14 protein-coding genes are annotated in these 18,161 nt (G+C 63.5%); 8 read left to right on the forward strand and 6 right to left on the reverse strand.

The window, feature by feature from the left end; translation table 11 throughout:
• Positions 1-72 precede the first annotated feature (72 nt).
• Positions 73-1,683, forward strand: a complete 1,611-nt coding sequence (locus WG899_RS11695) for a M48 family metalloprotease (protein WP_339595826.1) — start codon at positions 73-75, stop codon at positions 1,681-1,683.
• Between the two features lie 17 nt (positions 1,684-1,700).
• Here the strand turns inward: WG899_RS11695 and WG899_RS11700 are convergent, their stop codons facing one another.
• Complete coding sequence (locus WG899_RS11700) at positions 1,701-2,057, reverse strand: phage holin family protein (RefSeq protein WP_339595827.1); 357 nt, start codon at positions 2,055-2,057, stop codon at positions 1,701-1,703.
• Between the two features lie 317 nt (positions 2,058-2,374).
• Here WG899_RS11700 and WG899_RS11705 point away from each other — a divergent pair, with 317 nt between their 5' ends.
• Positions 2,375-3,358: a TerC family protein gene (locus WG899_RS11705; protein WP_339595828.1), complete on the forward strand. Its 984-nt coding sequence runs from the start codon at positions 2,375-2,377 to the stop codon at positions 3,356-3,358.
• 129 nt (positions 3,359-3,487) lie between these two features.
• Here WG899_RS11705 and WG899_RS11710 read toward each other — a convergent pair whose 3' ends face one another.
• The gene (locus WG899_RS11710) at positions 3,488-4,048 is read right to left on the reverse strand and encodes a hypothetical protein (RefSeq protein WP_339595829.1); all 561 of its coding nucleotides are present in this window, start codon (positions 4,046-4,048) and stop codon (positions 3,488-3,490) included.
• Between the two features lie 49 nt (positions 4,049-4,097).
• On the opposite strand from WG899_RS11710, the gene WG899_RS11715 reads away from it, so the two are divergent.
• Both WG899_RS11715 and WG899_RS11720 read left to right on the forward strand, forming a co-directional pair.
• Complete coding sequence (locus WG899_RS11715; RefSeq protein ID WP_339595830.1) at positions 4,098-4,415, forward strand: energy transducer TonB; 318 nt, start codon at positions 4,098-4,100, stop codon at positions 4,413-4,415.
• Between the two features lie 452 nt (positions 4,416-4,867).
• Positions 4,868-5,293, forward strand: a complete 426-nt coding sequence (locus WG899_RS11720) for an SWIB/MDM2 domain-containing protein (RefSeq protein WP_339595831.1) — start codon at positions 4,868-4,870, stop codon at positions 5,291-5,293.
• Positions 5,294-5,396: 103 nt separating this feature from the next.
• Here the strand turns inward: WG899_RS11720 and WG899_RS11725 are convergent, their stop codons facing one another.
• Positions 5,397-5,789 carry a response regulator gene (locus WG899_RS11725; RefSeq protein ID WP_339595832.1) on the reverse strand — a complete coding sequence of 131 codons (393 nt, stop codon included), beginning with the start codon at positions 5,787-5,789 and terminating at the stop codon, positions 5,397-5,399.
• Positions 5,790-6,177: 388 nt separating this feature from the next.
• Between WG899_RS11725 and WG899_RS11730 the strand changes: the two genes are divergently transcribed.
• On the forward strand, positions 6,178-6,960 hold the full coding sequence (locus WG899_RS11730) for an MHFG family PEP-CTERM protein (RefSeq protein WP_339595833.1): 783 nt from the start codon (positions 6,178-6,180) through the stop codon (positions 6,958-6,960).
• 49 nt (positions 6,961-7,009) lie between these two features.
• On the opposite strand, the gene uvrA is transcribed toward WG899_RS11730, so the two are convergent.
• A complete protein-coding gene (gene uvrA / locus WG899_RS11735; RefSeq protein WP_339595834.1) occupies positions 7,010-9,928 on the reverse strand; it encodes an excinuclease ABC subunit UvrA in 2,919 nt (972 codons plus the stop codon).
• A 337-nt stretch (positions 9,929-10,265) separates the two neighbouring features.
• On the opposite strand from uvrA, the gene WG899_RS11740 reads away from it, so the two are divergent.
• The 3 genes from WG899_RS11740 to WG899_RS11750 all read left to right on the forward strand — a co-directional run bounded on the left by WG899_RS11740 (position 10,266) and on the right by WG899_RS11750 (position 15,070).
• Positions 10,266-10,520, forward strand: a complete 255-nt coding sequence (locus WG899_RS11740; RefSeq protein WP_339595835.1) for a hypothetical protein — start codon at positions 10,266-10,268, stop codon at positions 10,518-10,520.
• Between the two features lie 225 nt (positions 10,521-10,745).
• On the forward strand, positions 10,746-11,966 hold the full coding sequence (locus WG899_RS11745; RefSeq protein ID WP_339595836.1) for a hypothetical protein: 1,221 nt from the start codon (positions 10,746-10,748) through the stop codon (positions 11,964-11,966).
• 65 nt (positions 11,967-12,031) lie between these two features.
• Complete coding sequence (locus WG899_RS11750) at positions 12,032-15,070, forward strand: ATP-binding protein (RefSeq protein ID WP_339595837.1); 3,039 nt, start codon at positions 12,032-12,034, stop codon at positions 15,068-15,070.
• Positions 15,071-15,072: 2 nt separating this feature from the next.
• Here the strand turns inward: WG899_RS11750 and WG899_RS11755 are convergent, their stop codons facing one another.
• On the reverse strand, positions 15,073-16,983 hold the full coding sequence (locus tag WG899_RS11755; RefSeq protein WP_339595838.1) for an MFS transporter: 1,911 nt from the start codon (positions 16,981-16,983) through the stop codon (positions 15,073-15,075).
• Positions 16,980-18,149: an N-acetylglucosamine-6-phosphate deacetylase gene (gene nagA, locus WG899_RS11760; protein WP_339595839.1), complete on the reverse strand. Its 1,170-nt coding sequence runs from the start codon at positions 18,147-18,149 to the stop codon at positions 16,980-16,982. Before nagA ends, WG899_RS11755 begins: the two co-directional genes overlap by 4 nt.
• Positions 18,150-18,161 lie beyond the last annotated feature (12 nt).

Raw genomic sequence — 18,161 nt, forward strand, 5'->3', positions numbered from 1 at the left:
GGTGACGGCAACAATTGGGAAACGATTTGGCCCTCATCATAGAGAGGCTTGTCAGCGCTGGAGTCTGTATTGTTGAAACGATCTGTCGGTTTGATGCGTCGCCCCAACCGAGGGGCGCTGAGCTTGTTGGCGGCCCTGGTGCTGAATCTGGGGTTGACGACCGGCCACGCCCAGGTGAACTTGCCCGCTTTGGGCGATGCGGTGTCGCAGGACCTGGATGTGGGCACCGAGCGCCGTATTGGCGACCAGGTGATGCGGCAGATCCGCCCCGACCCTGACTTCCTGGACGACCCGCTGCTGCTTGAGTATGTGCAGGCGACCTGGCAGCCTTTGGTGAAAACGGCCAAGCAGCTCGGCAATATTGGCGATGAAACCCAGGACCGTTTTGCCTGGGAGACCTTTCTGGTGCGCGATCGCAGCATCAATGCCTTCGCCTTGCCGGGTGGCTTTGTCGGCGTGCATCTGGGGCTGATCGCCATGACCGGTTCGCGCGATGAACTGGCTTCGGTGCTGGCGCATGAGTTGTCCCACGTCACCCAGCGCCATATCGCGCGCCGCATCGCCGGCGACTCGCGCAACAGCATGCTGGCCTTGGCCGGTTTGATCGCTGGCTTGATTGTGGCTTCACGCTCGGGCAGCGCCGATGTGGCCAATGCTGCCATCGTCGGCAGTCAGGCCGCGGCCGCGCAGGCTTCCTTGAGTTTTTCTCGCGATATGGAGCGCGAGGCTGACCGGGTTGGTTTTTCGGTGCTGAGCCAAGCGGGTTTTGCACCCTCTGGGATGTTCAGCATGTTTGAGCGCATGGAGCAGGCGCATCATTTGATGGACTCGGGCGCCTATCCGTATCTGCGCTCGCACCCTTTGACCACCGAACGCATTGGCGATGCCCGCACCCGCATGGGTACCGAGGCCTACAACCGTCCAGATGGAGCGGCCGAGCATGCTTTGATGGCCGCGCGTTCGCGCGTCTTGATGGATCCGCGCGCCGAGGCCTGGACCCATTTGCAAAACTACGATGCCGGGGCGCGTGACTTGCGTGCCGGCACGAGCAGCGATGGCAAGGGCTTTGAGCAACTCGGCGCACGCTATGCCAGCGCCTTGGCTTCGATCAAGATGCGCGACTTTCCGCGTGCTGAGAATGCCTTGCGCAGCGCCGAACTGACCTTGCAGTTGATGGGTAACGACGCGCGTGCCGAGCGTCTGCTGCGTTACCTGCGCGCCGAATTGGCGCAGGCGCGTGGTCAGGCGGCCGATGGCTTTGCCGCCCTGCGGCCGCTGGCCGGCGAGCGTTCTCGCGCGCTGTTGATGCAGCAGGCCGAGTTGGCGATGGTCGACCCGAACCGGGCCTCGGCCCGCGATGCCGCCGAGGCTTTGCAGACCTTTGTCAGCATCTACCCGATGGATGCCTCGGCCTGGACGCATCTGGGTCAGTTGTGGACGCGGCTCGACCAACCATTGCGGTCGCTGCGGGCGCAGGGCGAGGCGCGCGCGGCGATGGGGGACTTGAATGGCGCGATCGACCGTTTGCGCTCCGGCATGCGTCAGTCGCGCAGCCGCGAGGCGGACCAGATCGAAGCGGCCGTGATTGACTCACGCCTGCGCACCTTGCTGTATCAGCGTCGCCAGATGCTGGAAGACATGTACCCGCGCGGGGTGCCTCCGGGCGCGGAACTGCCGAACTGAAGCGAGCCTTGCGGGTGTTAGTCGAGCGGCGGGAAGAGTCGCTCGATGACGACATCGATCAGCATGCCGCACAGGCTGTAGATCAGCGAGCCTATCAGGGCGGCCCAAAAGCCTGCCACTGCAAAGCCGTCCAGCAGATGGGCGGCGGCCCAGAACATCAAGGCATTGATGACGAACAGGAACAGGCCGAGACTCAGCACGGTCACCGGCAGGGTCAGCAGCACCAGAATGGGCCGCAGCAAGGTATTGAGTAAACCCAAGACCATGGCTGCGATCAGGGCCGAGGTGAAGGACTTCACCTCCACGCCCGGGTAGAGATGAGCCACCAGCAGCAGCGCTCCGGCCAGCAACAACCAACGCACAAGTGTCTTCATGCGCACAAGCATACAGGCGCTGCGTGAACAATTGCCCTGGGTCGGGATGGAGGTTTTTCCCTAAATCGGGTCAGATCTTGCCTATGCATGGCAGAATGCAGGCTTCCGAAAGGGGAGTAGCTACGCGGCGCAGGCCGTGGCGGCCGCCCGTCAGTACGGCGTCTGTGAAGACGCCCGGGCCCCGCAGCCGGCACATGGAGACGTTCTCATGCAGAGAACCTCTGCAAGCCGTCCCGCAAGACCTTTCGACATGTGGCCGCGTCTGTGCTTAGATAGACGGGAGCGTGGCTTGTCTGGTCTGTAATTGCGGGAATTCAATGGATACGATCGCACCTCTTTGGCTTTGGTTTTTCTTCGGCGGCTCCGTGCTGGTGGCCTTGTTCGTCGACTTTGTCGTGCTGCGCAAGCAGGGCGCGCACGAGGTCTCGGTCAAGGAGGCCATCAATTGGTCCTTGGTCTGGGTGGCCTTGAGCCTGGCCTTCAATGGCTTGTTCTGGTGGGCCATCAAGGACAGCACCGGGGACGTGGCGCTGGCCAACACCCGCGCGCTGGAGTTTTTGACCGGCTATCTGATTGAGAAGTCGCTGGCCGTCGACAACATCTTTGTCTTCTTGATGATCTTCACTTACTTCTCGGTGCCGGCGGCGTACCAGAAGCGGGTGCTGATGTACGGCATCATCGGCGCCATCGTGCTGCGCACGGTGATGATCTTGGTGGGCGGCTGGCTGATCGCCGAGTTCCATTGGGTGCTGTATCTGTTCGGCGCTTTCTTGCTGATCACCGGCATCAAGATGTGGTGGGCGGCTGGCCAGGAGCCCGATCTGGAAGCCAACCCGGCGCTGAAGCTCTTGCGCCGCACCATGCCGGTCAGCAAGAACTTTGATGGCGAGCGCTTCTTCACGGTGGAAAACGGCAAGCGTTTGGCCACGCCGCTGTTGCTGGTGATTGCGCTGGTGGGCATGACCGATGTGATCTTCGCGGTGGACTCGATCCCGGCGATCTTCGCCATCACCAACGATCCCTTCATTGTGTTGACGTCCAATATCTTCGCGATCCTGGGTCTGCGTGCGATGTACTTCTTGTTGGCGGCGATGGCCACCAAGTTCCACTTGCTCAGCTACGGCCTGGCAGTGGTGCTGGCCTTCATCGGCACCAAGATGATGCTGATCGACGTGATCAAGATTCCGGTGCTGATTTCATTGGGCGTTGTCGTCGCGATCTTGGCGGCCACCATGGTGCTGAGTCTGCGCACCGCGCCGAAGATCGACCGCAACGCGAGTGGCGCCGACGGCGCTCACTGACTGAGCGAACGGCCCCAGGCCTGATTTAGAAACGCGATAGAGCCGGGCCGTCGGCCGGCTCTGTGTCGCGATCCAGCCCCTTTCACCCGAGGTGAAAGGGGCTTTTTCTCGTCCGTTGCAGCAAGCGCGTCATGCACACAGATTCATCGCAAATGTGTAAATAGTAATAATTCGCATTAATGTTAATATCAGCGGGAACTCACCGTTCGACCTCGAGCCGGTATCTGAGGTCGGCACTTCTGCCCGTTCTGTTTGCCTGATATTTGCCGTGACCACTGCCATCGCCGCCACTCTCGACCTCGGAGCGCTGCCGAAGAAATCGTCCCGATCGCCCGGGACGACGCAGAACGCGTCTCCTCGTTTGATGCCTGCTCGCCATCCCGGTGATCGAGCTTCGCGTTCACGCATCGGTGTGATCGCTGCGATCTTGGGCTTGCACGCGCTGCTGGCTTGGACCTTGCTGCTGCCAGGTTCGGTGAAAAAGAAGATCTCTGAGCCGATCAAATTCAGCATCATCGCGACCCCGGCCGCGCCGAAGCCACCGTTGCCGTCACCGTCACTGGCCCCAAGACCCACGGCCCCCTTGCCGGTGCTTATGCCGTCGATGGCCCCGCCGCTTGTGTCGGTCGTTTCGGTCGCCGTCGCGCATGCTCCGGCGGCGGATGAAGCGCCGCGGGAGTCGGCCAGCAACCCTGCGCTGACGAGTCCCGTGGCGGTGGCCGCACCGCCGAATGCTGTCGTGTCGCCGCAGTCGGGGCCGCCAGCCGCACCCAAGCAGATCGCACCGGGTGCCGTTCGGTATTTGCAAGAACCCAAATTGACGGTGCCCTTGCAGTCGCGCCGCTTGGGTGAGACCGGTGTCGCTCATCTACGCATCGTCGTGGACGCTCAAGGCTTGTTGAAGGAAGTCAGCTTGAAAAAGTCGTCCGGCTTTGCCAGACTGGATCAACAAGCGCTGCAGGACATCCGCAGCGCACGCTTCATGCCCTATGTCGAGAACGGTCGGGCCATCGAATGGGAAACCACGGCCTTGTTGTCCTACGAGTCCGAGCGTTAAGTTGACGCCGACCAAGGTTTCGGCCGTCGATGGAAGGCGGGCACGTCGCCCGCGCTGGTGAAAACCCTCAGGCACTACAGACCCGCTTGCGAAGCCGATGTCATTCAAACCATCGGCCGCTCAGGTCGGCATCCAAGCGCGGCTGGCGAAATTTCATAACGCCATATTCAATCGGATTTTGCGCCGGGTGGGCCGAGGCATGCTGCCCGGGGATCGCCACTGACCCGCGCACTGACGCGAATAAATGCCCGCGAAGTGATGCGAGTGCGCGACACCAAGGGTAAACAACGGGTATTTCCCTGTGAGATAGCGCCTTCTTTGCGGATCTACGGCTTCTCAATGCCAGGGGCGAGCAGTACCATTCACGCTGCTAGGTGCTAGAGAGAATTGAAGGCTTATGCGGCCTTCACCCGGACCCAGCACATCAACAACTTTTGATGGAGAGAATCGAAATGGCAACTGCAAAGAAGGCCGCACCCGCTAAGAAAGCGGCGCCGGCCACCAAGGCCGCTCCGGCAAAAAAAGCAGCCGCGGCTCCGGCCAAAAAGGCTGCTGTGACGGCCAAGAAGGCGGCTCCTGCGAAGAAGGCTCCTGCGGCCAAGAAGGTTGCAGCTGCACCCGCTAAGAAGCGTACGCCTAACGCTGCCTTCATGAAGGCCTTGACCCCCAGCGCCGCTTTGGCCGCCATCGTGGGCGCAGCTCCGCTGCCGCGCACCGATGTGACCAAGAAGGTCTGGGAATACATCAAGAAGCACAAGCTGCAAGACGAAGTGCAAAAGCGCATCATCGTTGCCGACGCCGCCCTGAAGGAAATCTTCGGCAAGGCCAAGGCCGATATGTTCGAGATGACCAAGCTGATCAACAGCCACCTGAAGTAAATTGTGCTGTCAGGGCGGGAGGCTCAGGCCCTTCGCTCTCGGCAAGACAAAGGCCCGGACTACCCGGGCCTTTTTTCTTGTCGCTTCACATACCGCATTCGAATCAAGCCGCCTCGTCCGACAAGGTCGACCTGAGGGTTTCGGCCAGTCTCGTCACATCAATCGGTTTGAGCCAGTAATCACTGAAGCCCGCCTGCAGCGCGGCCTCAACTTGTTCGCCCAGGCCATCTGCCGATAGGGCGACGCAGCGCAGCGCGGCGGTGGAGGCGTCGGCGCGCAACCGTTGCAGCAAATCGAGCCCGCTCATATCGGGCAGATTCATGTCGATCAGCATCAGGTCTGGCAAGCCGGCCGATAAGAGTTCAAGGGCTTGGGCACCGTCTTCGGCGCAGTCAAGCCGCCAGCCGGGCAGACGCCTGAACACCTCTTCCATCAAGACGATATTGATCCTGTCGTCTTCGACATAGAGCACATAGGGGGCACTGGCCGGATGCATGGGAATGAGAAGTCTGGGGGCTGATCGAAGCCCTGGCACGATAGCAGCGAATGACGCCTCCGCAAGCGGGCAGCGCTGGCTGGCAATGAAAAAAGTAAGCGCCCAGCCGACGCTTGCCAACAAGGCCTTGGGCGCCGTCTCGGCCTGCTTGCGCGGTGGTCAAGCCGATATGGGGCGATAAACCCAAGCAAAAACGTGAATACCGCACCGCTGTAGAGAGTGCGCCCCACGTCAGCATCTCGTATCGAATGTCAGGGTTATTACACTGTTGACATTGCGCATCGTGGAAAAAGCAGGGCTTTTCCCATCTTGCTTTCATGTCGGCTGTGGCTTCTGGCGGCGTGAATGGTGCTACATCGAAGCCTTGTCGTGAAACGGAAATCTAGCCATGTCTTTGCTCGCATCGATTGCTTTAGCGGCTGCCGGCGCAGCCCCCGGCAATGTCTTGCCGCATTGCTCCTGGGACAAACCAGGCGTCAACCCCTTCATGGGCGACGTGGTGGCAGCCGTTGATCGCTACCAAGATATTCCCGTCGCTGCCCGCGAGCGCCTCAAGGCCCGCATGCTCAAGCGTGACTACGACGAATTGGTGACCATTCAGCGTGACGGCATTCAGGGTCAGGCCCAGTACGGCAGCGAAATCCGCGACATGCATTTCGGCGCCAACAGCATTTGCAAGACCGTCAGCCGGGCCAAGTGGACCCAGCAGTATCAAGAGCGTGGTTTGGTGTATTGCGAAGATGGGCAGTGCATTTTGGTGCCGACCGTTTGCCGCAACGTCAGCCGCATCCAGCGCTTGAGCCCGAAGACCGCCGCCGGTGGCAGCACCGTTGCGTCGGCCGCCAATGAGTCGGTCGATCCGCAAACGCCCTTGGAAATTGATCCGCCATCGGCCGGCCCGATGGCGACCGCGGCGCCCACCCCGGCGAACAGCTTCTCGCAAATCGCCAGTGGCAATAACGACGGCTTTGACGTCAGTTCCTTGCCGCCGACGGGTGCTGGCTTTGCGCCGCCTGCCCCGGCCCCCAGTGGATTCTTTGTCCCCTCGCTGCCGCCGGGCACGAACACCATTCCGCCGGTGGTTCCAGGCATTCCAGAGCCCGGCACTTGGGCGATGCTGATGGCCGGCCTCTTGGCCGTGGGCTTTGTGGCTCGTCGCCGCAGCACTTAAGCCGCAGGCACCGTTGGAGTCGATGGCGCCGTGATGGCGCATTGCTCATTTAACGCAACAAAGCCTTCAGATAGCGCCCGGTGTGGCTGCCCTCATGGGCGGCCAAGTCTTCCGGTGTGCCGGCCAGCAGCAGTTGCCCGCCGCCTGAGCCACCTTCGGGGCCCATATCGATCAACCAGTCGGCCGTCTTGATGACGTCGAGGTTGTGTTCGATCACCACGATGGTGTTGCCCGCATCGCGCAGTTGGTGCAAGACTTTCAGCAGCAAAGCGATATCGGCGAAGTGCAGGCCGGTGGTCGGCTCGTCCAGGATGTAGAGCGTGCGACCGGTGTCGCGCTTACTCAGTTCCAGCGCCAGCTTGACCCGTTGCGCCTCGCCGCCCGAGAGCGTGGTGGCGCTTTGCCCTAGCTTCACATAGCCCAGGCCCACATCCAGCAGGGTCTGCAGCTTGCGCGCCAGCGTGGGCACGGCGCTGAAGAACTGGTGGGCGTCCTCGATGGTCATCGCCAGCACTTCGGTGATGTTCTTGCCCTTGTAGAGCACCTCCAGCGTTTCGCGGTTGTAGCGCTTGCCGTGGCAGGTGTCGCAAGGCACATAGACGTCCGGCAGGAAGTGCATCTCCACTTTCAGCACGCCGTCGCCCTGGCAGGCCTCGCAGCGGCCGCCGGCCACATTGAAGGAGAAGCGACCTGGCCCGTAACCGCGTTCGCGCGCGGTGTTCATCTCGGCGAACAGTTCGCGTATGGGCGTGAACAAGCCGGTATAAGTGGCCGGGTTGGAGCGCGGCGTGCGGCCAATCGGCGACTGGTCCACATTGATGACTTTGTCGAAGGCGTCCAGCCCTTCGATCTCATCATGGGGTGCGGGGTCGGCGTGGCTTTGGTAAATCTTCTTGGCCACCGCGGTGTAGAGCGTGTCGTTGACCAAGGTGCTCTTGCCGGAGCCGGACACGCCGGTCACGCAGGTCAAGAGGCCCACCGGGATCTCGACCGTCACGCCCTTCAAGTTGTTTCCGCGTGCGTTGATGATCTTCAGCGACTTGTGCTCGGCATCGGCCGGCACGCGGTGGCGCTCGCGCGGCACCTCGATCTTGGCCGTACCCGAAAGGTAGCGACCGGTCAGGGAGGCTGGGTTGGCAGCCACCTCGGTCGGCGTGCCCTGCGCGATGATGTGGCCACCATGCACACCGGCGCCAGGCCCTAGGTCCAGCACATAGTCGGCGGCGCGGATGGCGTCTTCGTCATGCTCCACCACCAGCACCGAGTTGCCCAGGTCGCGCAGGCGGCGCAGCGTGGCGATCAGGCGGTCGTTGTCGCGCTGGTGCAGGCCAATGGACGGTTCATCCAGCACATACATCACGCCGGTCAGACCGGAGCCGATTTGCGAGGCCAAGCGAATGCGCTGCGCCTCGCCGCCCGACAAGGTGTCGGCGCTGCGGTCCAGGCTCAGATAGTTCAGGCCCACGTCGTTCAAGAAGCGCAGGCGTGAGGTGATCTCGCGCACCACCTTGTCGCCGATCTCGGCCTTGGCGCCCTTGAGCTTCAGGCCTTCAAAATAGTGCAGACAGTCGCGCAGCGTCGAATGCTCAACCTCATAGATTGGCCGCCCCATCTCGCCCACCTCGGCGCTGGCCGGTTGCAGCAAGACATGGCGGGCTTCGCGACGCAGGCGGGAGCCTTCGCAATGCGGGCACTTCTTGGGCGCCATATAGCGCGCCAAGTCTTCGCGCACCGCGCTGGAGTCGGTTTCCTTGAAGCGCCGCTGCAAATTGGGCAGGATGCCTTCAAAGGGGTGCGAGCGTTTTACCGCGCGCTTCTTGGTGCCGCCGCCGGCGGCCGCGCTTTCGGCCTGGTAGACAAACTGGATCTCGTCGGTGCCGGAGCCATACAAAAGCGCTTGGCGCGCCGTTTCGGGCAGTTCCTCAAAGGGCAGATCAATGTCGAACTGGTAATGCGCCGCCACCGCTTCCAGCATCGAGAAGGTGTAGGCATTGCGCCGGTCCCAACCCTTCACCGCGCCGCTGGCCAGGCTCAAGCTGGGGAAGGCGACCACCCGTTCGGGGTCGAACACCGTCATCTGGCCCAGGCCCTCACAAGACGGGCAGGCGCCCACCGGCGAGTTGAAAGAGAACAGGCGCGGCTCCAGCTCCTGCAGCGAATAGCTGCAGATCGGGCAGGCGAACTTGCTGGAGAAAATCTGTTCCTTGCCGCTGTCCATATTCAGCACCAGCGCACGGCCTTCGGCCAAACGCAAGGCGGCCTCGAAGCTTTCGGCCAGGCGCTGGCGCAGCGAATCGGCGCTCTCGGCCTTGATCTTGACCCGGTCGATGACCACGTCGATATCGTGCTTCTCGGCCTTTTTCAGCGCCGGGAAGTCCGGTGCGTCGACGGTCACGCCATCGACGCGAAAGCGCACATAGCCTTGCGCCTGCATGGCCTCGAAGAGGTCCAGAAACTCGCCCTTGCGGTCGCGCACCACCGGGGCCAGCAGCATCAGCTTGCTGTCTTCGGGCATGCCGAGCACCGCATCGACCATCTGGCTGATGCTTTGCGCCTCCAGCGGCAAGTGGTGGTCGGGGCAGAAGGGCGTGCCGGCGCGGGCGTAGAGCAGGCGCAGGTAATCGTGGATTTCGGTGACGGTGCCGACCGTCGAGCGCGGGTTGTGGCTGGTGGCTTTTTGCTCGATCGAGATGGCCGGCGACAAGCCTTCGATGACGTCCACATCCGGCTTGTCCATCAGCTGCAAGAACTGGCGAGCATAGGCCGACAAGCTCTCGACGTAGCGGCGCTGGCCCTCGGCATACAGCGTGTCAAAGGCCAGACTGGACTTGCCCGAACCCGACAAACCGGTGATCACCACCAGCTTGTTGCGCGGCAGGTCCACATCGATGTTCTTCAGATTGTGGGTGCGCGCCCCCCGCACACGGATCATCGGAACTTCAAACGGCAGCGGAGTGGGGTCGGACATGGTCGGCAATCTGGCAAGGCAACCCGCCATCATAGGGCGCCGCGACGAAATTGCGCCAGCAAGCGCGCTTGGGGAGGCTTGGTGGCCGTCGCTGCTCCAGCCTGCACAAGGCCAAGGCGGCGAGAACGGAAGCGTGCCTTTGCTTGGAAAAACAAGGGCTTGGTGATGGTGCGTGGTGATCTAGGGAAAACCCTTCGTCGCTTGATGGCGCAAGCCAAGCGGCTTGGCTGGCAGTTCATCGCATCGGCATGGTGAAGGGCGTGAGCATTCCACACAATGAGTCCAACGAAGCCGAAAAAGGACTTCGCCACCCACTCAACTTTCAGGAGCACTCATCATGTCGACAACATTGAATTTGATCAAAACCCTTTCTGTCACGGCCGCACTTGGCTTGGCATCGCTGGCCCAGGCCGCTCCGCAGCCCGCCGTTGCGCAACTGCCGCCGGTGTTCATCAGTGGCAAGTCAGCCCCCGCCGTCCAGGTGGTGCAACTGCCGCGTGTGGTGGTTACCGGACTCAGCATCAACAGCCAGATGCAGCAGCAACTGCTGGCCGCCGCCAAGCCCGCCAAGAACAGCGCGCGCCGTGTCTGAGTGCGCGGGCACAAGCCTGCCTTTCATGAACCCGGATCGAGCCGAAGCGCAGCGACAGCGCGCCCATTGCACTGCCGCCGCTGCGCTTCGGTTTGATTCGCTCAAAAAGTTCTTGTTCATCCCTGACAATGCCGGCTGATTCAAACGGCGCTTGAGGCCTATGTGTGTCGACCTCGGTCGGTGCATGGGCCTTGAGCATCATGCAGACGTGGCAGGGGTAGAACAGTGACAGACGAAATCCGCAAGCGCAGGTCATGGCTTGACGGCTTCATGGCCTATGCCTTGCCCAGCGGCTTGGGCGAAGCGCAGGCGCGCGACAACATCGTCGTGCTGGATCAGCGGCTCTACGCCCTCTGGGACTTGGGCGAGAACCTGATTTTTGCCTGGACCCCAGCGCCGCGCGGCTTGCGCGTGCTGGTGGCGCCGCATCCTTTGCTGACCGAGTTCAGCCAGTCGAGTGCCGATGCGGTGGAAGCCGCCCGCCGCCGCCGTGTGCTGGATGAATTGCTGGCCAACCAGACCCATGTGCCCGAGTCGCAATTTGAGGCAGTGGCCGCTGAACTGGGCCTGAGCCCGCAGCTGATCGACCTGCCGTTTGCGCCCGAAACCGGCCTGGGCCTGGGTCTGATTGCCGCCATCGTGGCACGTTATGGCATTCGCCTGGTGGAAGACCGGGCCGTGATTCTGTTCGATGCGGTGGGCTTTTCCCTGCTGTCCCCGCTGCAGCAGGTGGTGCAGCTGAACAGCCTGTCTTGCTCGGTCAATGCGGCCTATGCCAAGTTATTGGACCGCGAGATCAATATCAATTTCGCCCGCACCACCACCGGCGACGGCTTCTATATCTGGAACCGTATGCGCGGCATCGAGGCGAATGTCGAGCTCTACCAGTTGCTGCAATTCATCCTGGCCGATAACGCCTTGGCGCGCGAGCGCGCCAAGCGGCCCGAGTCGGTGCCGCAGTTGCGCGCCGCCTTCCATGTCGGCTCGCACTATGAGTTTTATCAAAGTGAGGGGCTGAACCCGACCTCGTTCAGCTATTTGGTCGGCCAGGTGACGATTGAATTGGCGCGCATGATTGACCGAGCCTTGCCCGGGCAGATCGTGGTTGGCAAATTCAACACCTTGATGCGCAGCGAGACTAGCGGCGAGATTCAACGCATCGACAGCATCGAGTTTGTCGAACGTACACGCCGCCCGCTCAAGCAACTGAATGGTCTCAGTTTGGCTGGCGCCGAAATTGACGAAATCGCCTGCTACCTGACCGGTCGCCGCGATGCGCGAGGTGAATTCGGTATCAGCGAGTTCGAGATCAGCGACAAACATGGCCTGCCGCACCGGGTCTACAACGCCAAGATCAATATCCATCGCCGCCAAGGTCAGCCGATCTTTCTGGGCCTGCGGGAAGAGGATTTACCTGCATTCCCGGCGCCCCTTGTGAATCTTTGATTCCAGCGCATCCACAGGTTGTAGGATGGGACGACAGCACCCAGCCGCGACAAAAGCTTGAGGCCATGACCGACCCCAATTCACGCGCGCCAACACTGCATTCGGTGGGGCAGCGGCGCAATTTGACCGTCGTGTTTTCGGATCTTACTGATTCGACACGCTTGGCCGATGGCATGGAGGCAGAGCATTACGCCGCCATGTTGACCGAGCTGCGGGCGCTGTATCAAAGCGTGGTGCCACGGCATGGTGGCACGGTGGTGCGCATCCAGGGCGATGGCATGCTGGCCATCTTCGGTCACCCCGAGGTGCGTGAGGATGATGGTCGGCGTGCCACCGAAGCGGTGCTGGAGTTGCACCAGGCGGTGCGCGGCCTGCAGCCGCCCAGTGGCGAGGCGCAATGGCCGCATGGTCAGGCCTTGAGCCTGCACTCCGGGATTCATGCCGGCATGGTGCTGATCGAAGACGGTGATGCGGTGCGCGGCCGCTTCGAGCTGCTCGGCAATACGCCGAATTTTGCCGCCCGGCTGTCCGATATGGCCGAGGCCGATGAGATCCTGGTCAGCGAAGAAACCTTGGGGCTGCAAAGCCATTACTTCCAAACCGGTGCACGCCGCGAGGTGCAGCTCAAGGGCCGCAGCACGCCCTTGACGGTCTACGCCATCATGGGGCGAGCGGCGATTGGTCGGCGCTTTGAGGCCAGCCTGCGGCGCGGGCTGTCTCCGTTTGTCGGGCGGGTCAGCGAGTTGGCCGCCTTGGAGGCTGCGCTTGAGCAGGCCGTGCGGGGGCAGCCGCTGTGGTTCAGCGTACGGGCCAATGCCGGCGTCGGCAAGACCCGTTTGACCGAAGAGTTTTTGAGCCGCGCCGCCGAAGGCAATTGCCAGGTGCACCGCGGCTATTGCGAAAGCTATTTGAGCGCCGAGCCCCTGCAACCGTTCTTACAGATGCTGCGCGCTTTGCAGGCGCAAGGCATGCAAGAGGCCGCTGACTTGCTGCAGGCCAAGCCCACGGCGCGCCCGGACGCCTGGCTGCAGTGGATGGCCGGCCTGGCCCGGCGAGCCCCGCAGCTGATTTGCATTGACGATTTGCAATGGGCCGATGATGCCAGCCTGACGCTCTTGCACCGGCTGCACACCCTTGCGCGCGAGCAGCGCCTGCCTCTGCTTTTGCTGACCGCCACCCGACCGCAACAGACGGCGGACGTGTTGCCGGAGCCGGCCCTACCGAGCCGGGATGAAGGCATCAGCGTCTTGGACCTGCAGCCTTTCAATGACTGTGAGGCGGCCGCCGCCGTGGTGCAACTGCTGCCCGCCACCGATCCCTTTGTTGCCACTGAGATTCAGCGTCATGCCGGCGGCAACCCCTTGTTCATCGAGGAGCTGTGTCATGCGCTCAAGCATGAGACAGCGAAGCAGCCGACGCCGACTCCGCAGGGGCGAGAACAGGTCGGGCAAGCCTGGTTGGCGGCCTTGATCGAGTCGCGCGTGGCGCGTTTGCCTGCCGCTCAGGTGCATTTGCTGCGTGCGGCGGCGGTGATCGGCAATGTCATTCCGGCCTGGCTCTTGCAGCGCGTGACCGGCTGCGGCGAGCGCGACCCCGCGGTGCTGGCCTTGGCCGAGGCGGACTTTGTGTTCCCTGACCGGCGCGCGGGTTTCCTGCGCTTCAAGCACGGCATCACCCGCGATGTGGTTTACGAGTCGATTGGCTGGCACGAGCGCCAGTTCATGCACCGGCACGTGGCCGCCGAACTGCGCTCGCAGTCGGTCAACACCCCGCGCCAGGCCACCGATGAGTTGCTGGCCTATCACGGCGGGGCCGCCGGACTGTGGGAGGAAGCGGCTTTTCATGCCGAGCGCGCCGGCGACCAGGCGCTGGCCTCGTCCTCGCTGGACCGCGCCAAGAAGCAATACCGTGCCGCCCTGGCCGCGCTGGAGCACCTGCCGCCTGGCCCGGGGGTGGACGAGCGCTGGGTGCTGATCGCGCAGCGTTTTGGGCTGGCCTGTGTGTTTGACGCTTCGCGTGCCGACCTGCGGGTCTTGCAGCATGCCGCCAAATTGGCGGCGGCTGGTGCCGATGCCGGCCGCATCGCACGTGCCGAGTATTGGTTGGGTTATGTCAGCTACGCCTTGGGTGATGCCAAGGCTGGGCTGAAGCATTGCGAGCAGGGCCTGCTGGCCGCCCAAGAGGCCGGTGATGAGGCCTTGCTGGCGCAGTTGCGCGGTGCGCTCGGGCAGATTCTGGCCGCGGCGGCCGACTACCCCGCCGCTTTGCGTCTGCTGGACGAGGCCCTGGCCTTTCAGCGCCAAGCCGGTAGCGGCCCGCGCGGCGGCACCTTGTCCGGGTTGGGTCGCCCGGCGGTCGGGCGCAGCTATTCACTGGCCTGCAAGGCCTATGTGCTTGGGGATCAGGGCCATTTCCAGGCCGCCCACGAGGCCTTTGACGAAGCCTTGTCGAATGTGCGCGGCAGCAATCTGCCGGTGGAGGCCTCGGTGCAAGGCTGGCGTGCGGCCGTGCTGCTGTGGCAAGGGCGCTGGGCGGAGGCGCGCCAAAGCGCTCAGGAAGCGCACCGCATTGGCGGGCGGGTGCGCAGCCTCTTCACCTTCTCAATGGGCCATGCGGCCGCGGCCTATGGCGCGTGGATGGAGGAGCGCAGCAGCAGTGCTGCCGCCGAGTTGCGTGATGCGATCGCCTGGCTTGCACCGCGCGGCGGGGGGCTGTTCAGCTCGTTCAACCATGGCTGGTTGGCCGAAATACTGGTCGCTCAGGGTGATGTGAGCGGCGCGCGCCGGCAAATTGCCCAGACCTTGCGGCGTGCGCGCCAGAGCGATTGGATCGGCGTGGCCATGGCCTACCGGGCGGCGGCGAGGCTGGCTCAGACCGAAGGGCGGCCGGCCGCCGCGCAACATTACTTGGCCTTGGCCCGCCGAGCCGCGGAAGTGCGCGGTTCGGCGCATGAGGCAGCCGTCAACGATTTGTGCGCGGCCGAGTTGGCCCTGTCTCAGGGGGCGCCAGCGCAGCTGCTGCTGGCGCAGGCCGCAGCAGCCTTCGAGGCTCTAGGCATGGGCGACCATCTGCGCCGCACGCAGCAGTTGCTGGCGCAGCATTAGCCTTATCGGCCGTTTTGGCCCTTGCCGCCTTTACCGTCGTTACCGCCTTTGCCACCCTTACCGACGAAGAAGGCCTCGATCTCCTCCAGCGTGCGGCCCTTGGTTTCGGGAAGCAGGAAACTGGCGGTCAGGAAGTAGAGCACCGTGCAGCCGGCCCAGAAGAAGAACATTGCCGCATAACCGTGATTGCCTACGGTGGGCAAAAACACCGCCGCGATGGTGGTGGAGACGAACTGGTTGATCAGCAGCGCAATGCTCATGCCATTGGAGCGGATGCGTGTGGGCATCAGCTCCGACAGCGCCAGCCAGACGCAAACGCCGGGGCCCACCGCGAAGAAGGCGACGAAGGCAAAGATGCAGACCGTCACCAGCCAACCGTGGGTCTCGCTGGGCACCGGGCCGATCAGGGCTTGCTGGATCTTCAGCGGCGCGCCGACGGCGCTGGCCGGGTCGGCAAAGGGGTTCAGATGCAGGCGGCGGAAGAAGGCGCCGATGACGCTGTCGGCCTGCACCGTGTCTTCGCGTTGGATCTGTAGGGTCTTCAGGTCCAATTCATCGCTGCGGCGCGTCTGCACATTGCTGAAGTCGCCATAGGAATAGGCCAGCGTCAGCTGCTGTGCCTGGCGCCCATCGCCCGTGCTGACGCCGGCGCGCGCTAGGAAGGCAGCATCAAAGTCCAACGTGAGGCGATCGTTTTGCACCAACGCTTGCACCGTGGTGGCGACATCGCTGCGGCCGCGTTCGGCCGACCAGAACAGCGCGCCGCTCAGCAGCAGCGAGACGCAAATGCCGCCGCTGCCCAGCATCAAGAGGAATTTGCGGCCCTTGCGATCGACCAGGGCAACGGCAACTACAGTCATCAGCGCATTCAAGACCTTGATCGCTACATCGGCTGCATTGGCGGTGGAGCCTGCCAGGCCGGCCTGGTGCAGGATGGTGACCACATAGGACAAGATCGAGTTCACCCCGGTGGCCTGTGTGCCGGCCAAGATCAGGCAGGCCAACAGAAAGGGCGCCAGATAGCGGCGGCTCAGCAGCGGGTCGGCCCCCGAGCCGACGTGAAGCTGCTGCGGCTGACTCAGCGCCAGCATCTCGCGCATCTCGGTCTCAGCCTGGGCGGGGCTGCGGCTGCGCAGCAAGGCCTGCCGGGCGGCATCCAGGCGGCCGCGGCGCAAGAGCCAGCGCGGCGATTCATTCAACAGCAAGGCCCCCAGCGTGAACACCAGGCCGGGGACCAGGCAGATCCAGAAGATGCTGCGCCAGGCCGCGTCTTTGGCCAGGAAGATGGCGTTGCTTTGCGCGCTGCTCAGCGCGCCGAATCCACTCGTCAGCTGCGTCGCCGCGGTGGCGGCCTCCACCTGGCGGGCGTAGTACAAGCCGATCAAGGCGGCCACTACCAGGCCTATCGTCAGCAGTAACTGGAACATTGCCGTGCCGCGGCCGCGCTGCTCGGCGGGCAGGCATTCGGCCAGATAGAGCGGCACCACTACGCCGATCAGTCCGCCGCTGATGCCTTGCAGGAGCCGACCCAGCAGCAGCGGCATATAGCCTTCGGCCAGCGCGATGATGGGGATGCTGAGGGCGAACAATAGGCCGCTCAGCACCATCACTTTTTTGCGCCCGATCCAGTCGGCCAGCGCGCCGGCAAACAGCGACGACAGCACGCTGCCCAAGAGCACCGCGGCGACGATGAAGCCGAGTTGCTGGGTGCTCAGCTTCCATAGCACCGAGGCGGTCGACTCCAAATAGGGCAGGGCGCCGGCGATGATGCCGATGTCGATGCCGTAGAGCAGGCCGCCCATGCCGGCGATGAAGAGCATGAAGCGCATCGAGCCGAGTGGGGTCGAGGTGGCGGCGGCGCCGCTGAGTCCTGGGGACGGACTTGCGGTAGCGGAACTGGCTGGCGCGTTCATGCGTGGGCGTCCTTGGCGACGGATTGATCGGGGCGATCGGGGTTGAGAGAAAGAGCCTCGCCTTCGATGACGACGGCCTGTAATTGCATCTCGGTGTCAAAGCTGAGCAGGTCGGCCCAGGCGCCGGGGGCGATACGGCCACGGTCGGACAGGCCCAGGTAGTCGGCCGGGTTGCGCGACAGCGCATGTGAGGCCGCTGCCAGATCCACCCCGATCGACAGCAGATTGCGCAGCGCCTGGTCCATGGTCAGCGCGCTGCCGGCCAGTGAGCCGCTGGCGAGCCGCACGCAACCCTGGCACTTCAGTACCCGCTGCGAGCCGAGTGCGTATTCGCCGTCCGGCATGCCGGTGGCGGCGGTGGCGTCGGTGACGCAGTAGAGCTGCGGAATCGCCCGCATCGCCGTCCGCATGGCACCGGGATGCACATGCTGCAGATCGGGGATCAGCTCGGCGAATTGCGCATGCGCCAGGGCCGCGCCGACGATGCCGGGCTGGTAGTGGTTCAGCGGCGTCATGCCATTGAACAAATGGGTGAAGCCGGCTACGCCGGCCTGCAGCGCGGCCAGGCCGTCCTCGTAGCTGCCGGCCGAATGGCCGATCTGGACGCGAATGCCCATCTCGTTCAGCTGCGGAATCAGGGCCAAGTGTCCGCTCAATTCGGGCGCTAGTGTCAGCACCTTGATCGGCGCGATGGCGTGATAGTGGCGCACCTGCTCCAGCGTGGCCGAGCAGACCACATTCGGCTGCGCGCCCAGCCGTTTGGCGTTGATGAAGGGCCCCTCCAGATGCACGCCGAGGATGCGCGGCATGCCGGAGCCACGCGCCGCTCGACCCTGGATTGCTGCGCTCAGGCCTTCCAGCGCGTGCTCAATGGCCGCCGGGCTGGCTGTCATGGTGGTGCCCAGCAGCGCGGTGGTGCCGTGTTGGGCGTGGGCGCGGGCCACCTGCTCGGCGCTGTTGCGGCCGTCCACCGTGCCTTCCATGATGTCCACGCCGGCGCCTCCATGCACATGCAGGTCGATGAAGCCGGGCAGGATGATGCGCTCGGCCGGGGCGCTGGCGTCCGGCGTGATCGCTCTGATGTGTTGATCGAACTCGATGCGGCCCAGCAGCCAACCGTCGGGCGTCAGGATGCGACCCGACAAGGAAGTGAAGGCTGAACTCATGGCGCCGGGTTC

Origin of the sequence: Paucibacter hankyongi (assembly GCF_037482915.1) — a bacterium.
In the GTDB taxonomy this organism is placed as follows: domain Bacteria; phylum Pseudomonadota; class Gammaproteobacteria; order Burkholderiales; family Burkholderiaceae_C; genus Paucibacter_A; species Paucibacter_A hankyongi.

Bases quoted from the DNA above. Each gene is read 5' to 3' on its own strand.
- WG899_RS11700 (WP_339595827.1), bottom strand. From the start codon at position 2,057: ATGAAGACACTTGTGCGTTGGTTGTTGCTGGCCGGAGCGCTGCTGCTG.
- WG899_RS11705 (WP_339595828.1), top strand. From the start codon at position 2,375: ATGGATACGATCGCACCTCTTTGGCTTTGGTTTTTCTTCGGCGGCTCC.
- WG899_RS11720 (WP_339595831.1), top strand. From the start codon at position 4,868: ATGGCAACTGCAAAGAAGGCCGCACCCGCTAAGAAAGCGGCGCCGGCC.
- WG899_RS11725 (WP_339595832.1), bottom strand. From the start codon at position 5,789: ATGCATCCGGCCAGTGCCCCCTATGTGCTCTATGTCGAAGACGACAGG.
- WG899_RS11730 (WP_339595833.1), top strand. From the start codon at position 6,178: ATGTCTTTGCTCGCATCGATTGCTTTAGCGGCTGCCGGCGCAGCCCCC.
- uvrA (WP_339595834.1), bottom strand. From the start codon at position 9,928: ATGTCCGACCCCACTCCGCTGCCGTTTGAAGTTCCGATGATCCGTGTG.
- WG899_RS11740 (WP_339595835.1), top strand. From the start codon at position 10,266: ATGTCGACAACATTGAATTTGATCAAAACCCTTTCTGTCACGGCCGCA.
- WG899_RS11750 (WP_339595837.1), top strand. From the start codon at position 12,032: ATGACCGACCCCAATTCACGCGCGCCAACACTGCATTCGGTGGGGCAG.
- WG899_RS11755 (WP_339595838.1), bottom strand. From the start codon at position 16,983: ATGAACGCGCCAGCCAGTTCCGCTACCGCAAGTCCGTCCCCAGGACTC.
- nagA (WP_339595839.1), bottom strand. From the start codon at position 18,149: ATGAGTTCAGCCTTCACTTCCTTGTCGGGTCGCATCCTGACGCCCGAC.